Below are 9,296 nucleotides of genomic sequence, written 5' to 3' on the forward strand. Positions count from 1 at the left end.
ATGTTGTAGAGGCCGCGGTACACGTTGCCGCCGGACGGGTTGCCCTCCGCGGTGTGCCCGTGCCAGCCGACGCGCTCCTTGAACGACTTGATCGTGGCGAGGAAGCGCTTGGCGGTCGCCGGGTCGCGGACGTTCTTCAGCACGTACGGCTCGGCGCCGATCAGCTCATCGGTCTCCGCGAGTACGGCGGCACCGCCGTGCTTGATCACCTCGGCCCCGACCAGGCCTGCCAGCGGGTTCGCGGAGATCCCCGAGAACGCGTCCGACCCGCCGCACTGCAGCGCGATCCTGAGGTTGCTCAGCGGAACCTCGGTACGCGTCTGATTGTCGACGATCGGCAACCACGGCTCGATGAGCGCGCCGGCGGTCGTCAGGTCCTGCTCGAACCCGGCCTGGCGGGTGAAGTACGCGTGCGGCACCTTGATCGTCGGATAGCCCCGCTCGGTCATGAAGTCCTTGATCGCCTGGCCCGAGACCACGTCGTCCTCGGTGTCGACGATCAGGACGGCGCCGACGTTCGGGTTCAGCGTGAAACCGGCCAGGGTGGCGAGCAGGAGGTGCAGGTTGTTCGGGACCGCGTCCTCGCCGCCCTCGGTGTGCGCCACCGGTACGACGCCGTCGCCGGCCGCCGCGCCCTCGAAGCGGCGGGCCAACTCGCTGACGAACCCGCTGCTGCGCGAGCTGGTCGCCATGATCACCACGTGGTTGCGCGTCCCGGCCGCACCCTGCTCACGCGGATAACCGAGGAACGTCCCCGGCTGCTCCACGCTGGTCACCTGGGCGCCGAAGTTCAGCGCGGACTCGTCCAGCTCGTACGGGTCGAGCGGCTCGTTGGTGGCCGACGGCTCGTCCGGGAGACCCTCGACTCCGCGGGCGGCGACGGCGGCCAGGCTGGTCGGCGTACAGACGTAGTCGCCCGGCACCAGGTCCCGGGAGGCCCGGGCGAACGGGGTGTTCCACGACGTGATCGCCTCACCCGCGCGGACCGGGCGGACGAGGAAGCGGTGCCCCTCGAGGACCGTGTGCGGCAGCGTGACCACGGTCCCGTCGAGGTCGATCGACGTACCGGCCGCCAGCCGGCGGGAACAGATCGCCGCGTTGTCCTCGGGTTCGGGCAGTACGCCGACCTCGTCGAACCTCAGCATGCGGTGCCTCTCTGGCTCTCTGACCTCAAATCATGCATGATGCATGATTACCAGTGCCACCCTGCCGAAACCGACCGGCCGGGTCAAGGCCGCGACCAGGATCCGGAGAGGGCCGATGACGGAGTCGACAGCCGGGACCGTGGAGCCGCAGGACCGGCGGCTGCTGCGGCGGCAGATGCTCGCCGACGACGTGTACGAGGCGATCAAGACGATGCTGATGGACCACGTCATCCGCCCCGGCGCCCGAATCTCCATCGACGGGCTCGCCCGTGACTTCCAGGTGTCGTCGACCCCCGTCCGGGAGGCGCTGGCCCGGCTGGAGTCCGAGGGCTTGGCGCTCAAGGAGCCGCTGAAGGGGTACCGCGCGACGCCGCTGCTGTCCTTGGCCGAGTTCGACGACCTGTACCGCTTCCGCCGGCTGCTCGAGCCATGGGCGGCCCGCCGGGCGGCCGAACTGATCGACGACGACGGCCGCGCCCGGCTCGGGGCCGAGCTGGCGACCGCGGTCGAGCCGACCTCGGTCGACTACGCCGGCTACAAGTCGCTGACGGTGCACGACAGCCGGTTCCACCTGCTGATCGCGTCGCTGTCAGGCAGCGAACAGGTCCGGCTGGCGTTCGAACGCACCCACTGCCACCTGCACATCTTCCGGCTCCACTACGACCGCGACATCGGCCCCGAAGTACTGACCGAGCACCGCACGCTGGTCGAGGCGATCAGCTCGGGCGACCCCGACGCCGCCGAGGCCGCGATGAACCAGCACATCGAAAACTCCATGTCGCTGAGGCTGCGCAAGATCTACGAGTAGGTCCGTTGTTTTGGACTGCCGGGCGCGGGCACGCGGAGGGAATGACGGCACCCGACCTCCCTGCGCCGCGTCCCGTTCTCTGGCCACTCCGCCCACTCGACTCGGCCGCGGTCCGAACCGCGGCCCGCGACGGCCGGACCGTGGTCACCATCCGCCACGCGCTGCTCTCCGACATCACCCCGGAGATGCTGTCGTGGTGGTACGCCCACGTCTCCGGCACCATGCGGTACGCCGGACAACAGTGGCCCCGCTACCTCGTCTGGCACCCGCTCGACCACATCGCGTACGACGTGACCAGCCCGAGCACCGACGGCACCGTCGGACCAGGGGCCCGGCTGCACATCACCGAAGCCCCCGGCCGCGACCTCGACCAACTCATCGACATCCGCGTCGGCGTAGAACAGATCGACAGCCAGGCCGCGATCATCTCGTCCCGGAAATGGGGTACGTCGCTCGTCCGCCTGGAGAACGAGTTCACGGCGGCACGCGGTGGGACCAGGTACGTGACCCGGATGACCATCGGCGACAGCACGCCTCTCGGCCGGGTCGTCCTGAACCGGCTAGCGCACGCGAAGGCGTTCCACCGGGCGAAGCTGACCGCGTGGATCAAGCACCACATCGAGGAGATCGGAAACCTGGAGAACTTTCTGCCGGATCTCTTCCGCTACCGGTCGGACCACGAGCCGTGAGCCATGCGGCGAACCCCCCACGGACTCCCCCGGTCTACTCCACAGGCCCTCCACCGAACCCGATCTCGTTCCCGTCCGGGTCCCGGTAGATCACCTTGCGCACGCCGTTCTCGTACGTCTCCCTCTCGGCCGGCTCCAGCCCCCGCGCCGTGATCGCCTCGATCCGTTCGTCGAAGTCGTCGCCGAAGATCGTCACCTGCCCATGGCCGGCGTGGTCCGGACGATGCTCGACGACCAGGTACTGGTGCTCGGCCAGTTCGAAGACGGCTTCGATGTCGTTCGGGTACATCACCGGCGGTCCGCCGAGCAGCTGCTCGTACCAGGCCAGCACCCCGGGGTAGTCGCTGACGGACAGCTCCGCGAACAGGTCGAGCGCCATACCGCATCCTACGAACCCCCGAGGTCCGCCGAGGAATACCGGCCTGGCCGGTGACGTTTCTCCGGTACGAAAGGCTCTTCTCGATGGAGGGTGATGAACCGATGACCGGTCTTCGGCGCGCGGGTAACGCGGTCAGGACCGCTGCCCTGCTGGCCCTGCTGACCGCCCTGATCATCGTCGTCGGCGGCTACCTCGCCGGTACGACGGGTGTGCTGATCGCGGCTGTGCTGTCGCTGGGCCTGAACACCTACCTGTACTTCAACTCCGACAAGCTCGCGCTGCGGTCGATGGCCGCCCGTCCGGTGAGCCCGCAGCAGGCGCCTGAGCTGTACGCCGTGGTCGCCGAGCTGGCCCAGCGCGCGGGTCAGCCGATGCCGCGGATCTACCTGAGCCCGGTCGCGCAGCCGAACGCGTTCGCCACCGGCCGGAACCCGGAGCACGCGGCGGTCGCGGTGACCGAAGGCATCCTGCGGATCCTGAACCGGCGTGAGCTGCGGGCCGTCCTCGGCCACGAGCTCGCGCACGTCTACAACCGCGACATCCTGACCTCCAGCGTCGCGGCCGGCCTGGCCGGGATCGTGACCACGCTCGCCAACCTGGCGATCTTCCTGCCGATCGGCTCGTCCGACGACGAGGATGCCCCGAACCCGCTGGTCACCCTGCTCACGGTGCTGCTCGCGCCGTTCGCGGCCGGCCTCATCCAGTTGGCGGTCAGCCGCCGCCGGGAGTACGCCGCCGACGACGACGGCGCCGAGTTGACGGGCGACCCGCTGGCTCTCGCGAGTGCGTTGGCCAAGATCAGCCGCGGTACGGAAGTTCTGCCGCTCCCGGCCGAGTCCGGTGTGGCGACCCAGAGCCACCTGATGATCGCCAACCCGCTGAGCGGCCGCGGTGTCTCGGCGCTCTTCTCCACCCATCCCCCGATGGAGGCCCGGATCCACCGCCTCCACCAGAAGGCCCGCGAACTAGCCGCCGCCTGACCAGCAGCGCCCGTCGACGGGGCCTACCCCACCCACTGGTGGGCTTGCACAGGAAATGACCTGTTCAAGCCCACCAGTTCTTGTGTGATCCACCGAGTGGTGGCTGGCCCGCCGTTCGGGAGGCTCAGACGGGAGCGTTCCCGTGGTCGGGAATCTCCAGCTGTACGCCGCCCTGCAGCGCGGACTGGTGTGCGTAGATCCCGGGCAGCGTGTACCGCGCGGCGACCCATGCGTTGATCGGCGGGAGCGTCTTGTCCGCGACCGCGCGGACGAAGTCGTCCGCGAGGAAGTGGTGCGAACCCTCGTGCCCGTTGTGCAGGCCGGCGAACTCGACGGGCAGCCGGGCGCGGTCGTGAACCGGGGAGAGCCCGGACATGAACGCGTCCCGCAGGGCCGGGTCGACGTTCGCTAGGTCGTCGTCCTCGAGGGAACCGCTCGGCTTGGTCTCCATCAGCCGGCTGATGTCCTCGACGCCTTCCTTGGTCTGCCAGACCGTGGTGGTCGCGAGCTGCTCGAAACTGCCCTCGGTGCCGAAGACACGCAGCCGGGACTCACGGATGTGCGACGGGTACCCGACGCGGCGCATCTCGTTGGTCCGCATCACGCCGCCGTCGGCGAGCTTGAACAGCGCAGTGGCGTTGCTGAAGTCGTTGCCGAACTGGCTGATCTCCTTGTCGAAGACGCCGTCGCCGCGGTCGTCCTGGACGCCGATGCAGGACACGTGAGTGGCGTGCTGACCGGTCACCGACAGCACGTTGCCGACAGCGTGCGTCGGGTACAGCATCGGCGGGAACGACGCGGTCTTCTTCCCGTCGTCGCCACCGGAGTACTGGTAGGCCGCGTAGAACCCGAGGTCCATGTCGTGGACGTAGTCGCCTTCGGCGTAGAAGACCCGGCCGAACTCACCGTCGGCCAGTTTCTGCCGGCAGTACACCGAGGACGGGTAGTAGTAGCTGGTCTCGCCCATCATGTAGGTCAGGCCGGTCTCCTTGACCAGCTCGATGATCCGGGCGATCTGGTCGGCCTCGATGGCCATCGGAACGGTCGAGTACACGTGCTTGCCGGCCTCGAGCGCCCGGATCGCCATCTCACCGTGCAGCCACCGCTGGGTGAAGATCGCGACCGCGTCGACGTCGGACGCGAGCATCTCCTCGAACGACTGGTAGGTCAGGGTGATCCCTTGTTTGGCCGCCATCTCCGCGGTCCGTTCCGGTACGACGTCGGTCAGGCGGACGTCGGACACGTCAGGATGCGCGGACCACAACCGCAGGAAGGACGGGGCGAACTGACCCGCGCCGACTACACCGATGCTGATTCCCATGCGCCAAGGCAATCACACATTTATGTTCCACGGAAGAACATATTCGGACGTTGGAACGTGTGACGTGAGGCACCTTGTGCACCACATTTGCATCCGGCGAACGCCGGCGTACTCGAACGGCGCACAAAGTCGCTCACCACAGGGCGCCGGGGGGTGGGCTAGCGGGGTGGTTGGAGGAGATGCGGGTTGTCCGTGGTGATGCCGTCGACATCGAGCTCGACGGCGCGCTCCAGGGTGGCCTGGTCGGGGACGGGCCAGGCGGTGACGTCGAGGCCCGCGGCGTGGAGCTCCTTCACACCCTCCGGCTCCAGGCCGGCGATACCGCAGAGCGCCGTACCGGCCTCGGCCGCGCGGGTCAGCGCGAGGACGTCGGCGATCGCCGGCGTCCGGCCGAAGATCAGGCCGGTGTTCGCCGACGGCATCGCCCGCCGGACGGCGAGCAGGATGTCGGCGTGCGAGGACGTCACCATCGTGCGCGCGGCCAGCGACGGATCCGCCTGCAACGACTCCACCAGCAGCGGTACGGCGCGCGGAGCCTTCACCTCGGCCTGGAGCCGTACGTCGATCGCCGCCACCGTCTCGGCCCACGTCGGGACGACTTCGCCGAGCCCGGCGTCCAGCGACCGCAGCTCGTCGAACGCCAGCGACGCGACCTCCCCCGTGCCGGACGTGGTCCGGTCGACGGTCGCGTCGTGCATCACCACGAGTGCGTCGTCACTGGTGACCCGGAGGTCCAGCTCGATCTCGTCGCACCCGTCGGCGACGGCCCGGCGGAACGACCGCGCGGTGTTCTCCGGTTCGGTCCCGAGCGCACCGCGGTGGCCGGTGATGATCACAGGACCTTCTCCTCGTAGAGTCGCCGGACTTCGTCGCCGATCGCCTCGAGCCGGCGCGCGACCGACCCGAACACCTCCTGGGGTGCCGCATTGTCGGCGTAGATCTGCTGCAGACCGGTGTAGATGTTGACGTTGGCGTTGCGGCCGTACAGCCGGATCGCGTCCTGCTGCCGCGCGTTCGCCAGCTGGGCGATCGCGACACCGTAGTTCGGATTCTCGGCGATCAGGTTCTTCAGCGCGGGATCCTCGCGGGCCGCGTTCACCACCGGCAGGTAACCGGTCTCGGTGGTCCACCAGGCCGAGTTCTCCGGCCGGGCGAGGAAGGCGAGGAACGTGGCCGCGGCCTGCTTGCGCTCGGTGGAGATGTTGCGCAGCATGCCGATCCCGCCGCCGCCGGTGGCGATCCCGGCGGCGACCTCGGACGGGATGAACCCGGCGCCGACGTCGAACTTCGCCTTGCCGGTGATGCTCTTCAGGCCGCCGGTCGACTCCTGGACGACCGCGACCAGCCCGTTGGCGAAGTCGGTGCTCGGGCTGCTGGCCATGTAGGCCATCCCCTTGTCGTGCACCATCTCCCGCTGCCACTCGCCGGCGGCGACCGCACCGGCCTCGTCGATGGTGACGTCCAGGCCGTCGGAGTACGCACCGCCGAACTGCCACACGTTCCCCTGGAACTGCCAGTCGCCGTCGATCTTCGCGAACGCGATCGTCCGCAGCGACCGCCCGCCCGACCGCACCTTGGCGAGCTCCGGTCCCCAGGACCGCAGTTCGGTCCAGGTTCGCGGCGCCCGGTCCGGCAGTCCGGCCTTCTCGAACGCCTCGCGGTTGTAATACAGGATCGGTGTGCTCCGGGCGAACGGGACGCACCAGCTCTGCCCCTTGACGACGTACTCGCCGAAGAGCTTCTCCTGGTAGACGGCCGGGCCGAAGCCGTCGGTGAAGTAGCCGTTCAGCGGTTCGAGGGCGTCGTTCAGGAAGAACCGTTCCCAGGTGACGTCGGACAGCACGGCGAGGTCCGGCGCCTGTTTGGCGACCAGTGCGGCCGCGACCTTCTGGGCGACATCGTCGTAGCTGCCCTGGAACTGGACCTCGACGTACACGTCCTGCTGAGAATCGTTGAACTTGGCAACGAGTTTGTCGACCGCCTTGCCGTTCACCCCGCCGTACGGCGACCAGAACACCACCCGGACGCGGTTCGCGTACTCCTTCGGCACGGCTCCGGCGGGCTGGGAGTACTCCGCGTCGACCGAGCGGTAGCCGCAGCCGGCCACGGTCGCTCCGGCCGCCAGGCCCAGGAACAGCCGGCGATTGATCGTGCTCATCCCTTCAACGCTCCTTGGGTGATTCCGCCGACGATGTAGCGCTGGGCGATCAGGAAGATCAGCAGCATCGGCGCGAGCACGAGCAGCGCGCCGGCCATGATCGTGCCCCAGTTCGCCAGCCCCTCCTCGTCCTTCAGGATCAGCAGTCCGACGGGCAGCGTCCGCATCGAGGCGGTGTTGGTGACGATCAGCGGCCAGACGAAGTTGTTCCACTCCTCCACCGCGGTGATCACCACGACCGTGATCAGCATCGGCCGCGACATCGGCAGCACGACCCGCCACAGCGTCCGCAGGTGCCCGGCGCCGTCGACCGCGGCCGCATCCGTCACCTCGGACGGCAGGGTGAGGAAGTGCTGGCGCATCAGGAAGGTCGCGAACGCCGAGCCGATGCCCGGGATGATCAGCCCCGCGTAGGTGTTGATCCAGCCGAGGGTCGCCACCGTCAGGTAGTTCGGCAGCAGCGTGACGTGGCCGGGCACCATCATCGCGCCGAGCACCAGGAAGAACAGCACCTTCTTGAACGGGAACCGCAGATAGGCGAAGGCGTACGCCGTCAGCACGGCGTTGGCCACCTTCAGCAGGGTCCCGGCCACCGTGATCACCGTGGAGTTCAGGAAGAACCGGTCGAACGGCGCCGCCTTCCAGGCCAGGCCGAAGTTCTCCCAGGTCAGGTCCGGCCACCACGCCGGCGGCCACTGGTAGATCTGGGTCGGCTGCTTGAACGCCGTCGACAGCAGCCAGTACAACGGCCCGAGGAAGACGGCCGCCACCCCGATCAGTACGACGTACTGGATCGCACGCACCTTCATCGGTAGTGCACCCGCCTCTCCATCACCCGGGCCTGCACCGTGGTGACGAGCAGCAGGATGACGAACATGATGATCGACAGCGTCGCCGCCCGGCCGGCGTTGAACGCCTGGAAGCCTTCGTTGTAGATCGACCAGCTGAGCGTCGTGGTGGCGTCACCAGGGCCTCCACCGGTCATCACCGCGATCACGTCGAACGCCTGGAACGTGCCGATCACCGTGGTGATCAGCAGAAAGAAGGTGATCGGCGCGAGCAACGGGAGTTTGATCGCGCGGAGCCGGGTCCAGGTCGAGGCACCGTCGATCGCCGCCGCCTCGTCGAGCTCCTTCGGCAAGCCCTGCAGACCGGCCAGGTAGATCAGCGCGGCGAACCCGACGTTCTTCCACAGGTAGACGATGATCAGGCCGGGCAGTGCCCAGTCGGAGTTGTTCATCCAGTCCGGCGGTTCGGCGCCGAAGGGGTCGATCACCGCCCGCATCAGGCCGTAGCCGGGGTCGAAGATGAACAGCCAGATGGTCGCGACCGCCGCCCCGGACAGGATGTGCGGGGCGAACGCGATCGTCCGGACCGCGCCGCGGCCCTTCAGCGGCAGGTTGAACAGGAACGCGAGCGCCAGGCCGAAGAGCAGGCTGACGGCCACGATGAAGCCGGTGAAGACGACGGTGATCCACAGGGTCTTGTGGAACGCCGGGTCCGTCAGCGTCCGGCCGTAGTTCGCCAGCCCGACGAAGGTCGGCCGGGCCGCGATCATGTTCCAGTCGGTCAGGCTGAGGAAGGCGTTGTAGATGATCGGCCAGTACGCGAAGACCGCGATCACCAGCAGGTTGGGCGCCACCAGCAGGGCGAACAGCCCGTACTCCCGGCGTCGCCGGCGGCGTAACCGGTCGCCGCCTTGTTGGCTCTGGCGGCGTTCGTCCGGATGAGTCCGGACCGGCAGGTCCAGTGCGGTCACACCCCCCTCCTCGGGGTTGGCGGGGCTAGCAGTTCGATCAGGGCGGCGGCGAGGGAG

At 68.4% G+C, this 9,296-nt stretch carries 10 protein-coding genes; 3 read left to right on the plus strand and 7 right to left on the minus strand.

Annotated features, from left to right (window positions below; translation table 11 throughout):
• On the minus strand, window positions 1–1,145 hold a 1,145-nt coding region (locus tag E1218_RS33060; RefSeq protein ID WP_165949524.1), incomplete at its 3' end, for a UxaA family hydrolase.
• Window positions 1,146–1,260: 115 nt separating this feature from the next.
• Between E1218_RS33060 and E1218_RS33065 the strand changes: the two genes are divergently transcribed.
• Window positions 1,261–1,953, plus strand: coding sequence for a GntR family transcriptional regulator (locus E1218_RS33065; RefSeq protein WP_132326982.1), 693 nt, complete (start codon window positions 1,261–1,263; stop codon window positions 1,951–1,953).
• A gap of 41 nt (window positions 1,954–1,994) precedes the next feature.
• Complete coding sequence (locus E1218_RS33070) at window positions 1,995–2,642, plus strand: hypothetical protein (protein ID WP_132326983.1); 648 nt, start codon at window positions 1,995–1,997, stop codon at window positions 2,640–2,642.
• 34 nt (window positions 2,643–2,676) lie between these two features.
• Here the strand turns inward: E1218_RS33070 and E1218_RS33075 are convergent, their stop codons facing one another.
• A complete protein-coding gene (locus E1218_RS33075; protein ID WP_132326984.1) occupies window positions 2,677–3,021 on the minus strand; it encodes a VOC family protein in 345 nt (114 codons plus the stop codon).
• 101 nt (window positions 3,022–3,122) lie between these two features.
• On the opposite strand from E1218_RS33075, the gene htpX reads away from it, so the two are divergent.
• Window positions 3,123–4,001, plus strand: coding sequence for a zinc metalloprotease HtpX (gene htpX / locus E1218_RS33080; protein WP_132326985.1), 879 nt, complete (start codon window positions 3,123–3,125; stop codon window positions 3,999–4,001).
• 124 nt (window positions 4,002–4,125) lie between these two features.
• Here the strand turns inward: htpX and E1218_RS33085 are convergent, their stop codons facing one another.
• The 5 genes from E1218_RS33085 to E1218_RS33105 form a co-directional block, all read right to left on the minus strand.
• The gene (locus tag E1218_RS33085; protein WP_132326986.1) at window positions 4,126–5,322 is read right to left on the minus strand and encodes a Gfo/Idh/MocA family protein; all 1,197 of its coding nucleotides are present in this window, start codon (window positions 5,320–5,322) and stop codon (window positions 4,126–4,128) included.
• Between the two features lie 158 nt (window positions 5,323–5,480).
• Window positions 5,481–6,158 carry a glycerophosphodiester phosphodiesterase gene (locus tag E1218_RS33090; RefSeq protein WP_132326987.1) on the minus strand — a complete coding sequence of 226 codons (678 nt, stop codon included), beginning with the start codon at window positions 6,156–6,158 and terminating at the stop codon, window positions 5,481–5,483.
• Complete coding sequence (locus E1218_RS33095) at window positions 6,155–7,480, minus strand: ABC transporter substrate-binding protein (protein ID WP_132326988.1); 1,326 nt, start codon at window positions 7,478–7,480, stop codon at window positions 6,155–6,157. The genes E1218_RS33090 and E1218_RS33095 overlap by 4 nt, the downstream gene beginning before the upstream one ends.
• Window positions 7,477–8,289, minus strand: coding sequence for a carbohydrate ABC transporter permease (locus E1218_RS33100; RefSeq protein ID WP_132326989.1), 813 nt, complete (start codon window positions 8,287–8,289; stop codon window positions 7,477–7,479). The genes E1218_RS33095 and E1218_RS33100 overlap by 4 nt, the downstream gene beginning before the upstream one ends.
• On the minus strand, window positions 8,286–9,239 hold the full coding sequence (locus E1218_RS33105; protein ID WP_233712635.1) for a carbohydrate ABC transporter permease: 954 nt from the start codon (window positions 9,237–9,239) through the stop codon (window positions 8,286–8,288). Before E1218_RS33105 ends, E1218_RS33100 begins: the two co-directional genes overlap by 4 nt.
• Between the last annotated feature and the right edge of the window lie 57 nt (window positions 9,240–9,296).

This window comes from Kribbella turkmenica (genome assembly GCF_004348725.1).
Taxonomy (GTDB): Bacteria; Actinomycetota; Actinomycetes; order Propionibacteriales; family Kribbellaceae; genus Kribbella; species Kribbella turkmenica.

Excerpts from the sequence above, each read along its gene's own strand:
- E1218_RS33065 (WP_132326982.1), top strand. The coding sequence starts at position 1,261 with ATGACGGAGTCGACAGCCGGGACCGTGGAGCCGCAGGACCGGCGGCTG.
- E1218_RS33070 (WP_132326983.1), top strand. The coding sequence starts at position 1,995 with ATGACGGCACCCGACCTCCCTGCGCCGCGTCCCGTTCTCTGGCCACTC.
- E1218_RS33075 (WP_132326984.1), bottom strand. The coding sequence starts at position 3,021 with ATGGCGCTCGACCTGTTCGCGGAGCTGTCCGTCAGCGACTACCCCGGG.
- htpX (WP_132326985.1), top strand. The coding sequence starts at position 3,123 with ATGACCGGTCTTCGGCGCGCGGGTAACGCGGTCAGGACCGCTGCCCTG.
- E1218_RS33085 (WP_132326986.1), bottom strand. The coding sequence starts at position 5,322 with ATGGGAATCAGCATCGGTGTAGTCGGCGCGGGTCAGTTCGCCCCGTCC.
- E1218_RS33095 (WP_132326988.1), bottom strand. The coding sequence starts at position 7,480 with ATGAGCACGATCAATCGCCGGCTGTTCCTGGGCCTGGCGGCCGGAGCG.
- E1218_RS33100 (WP_132326989.1), bottom strand. The coding sequence starts at position 8,289 with ATGAAGGTGCGTGCGATCCAGTACGTCGTACTGATCGGGGTGGCGGCC.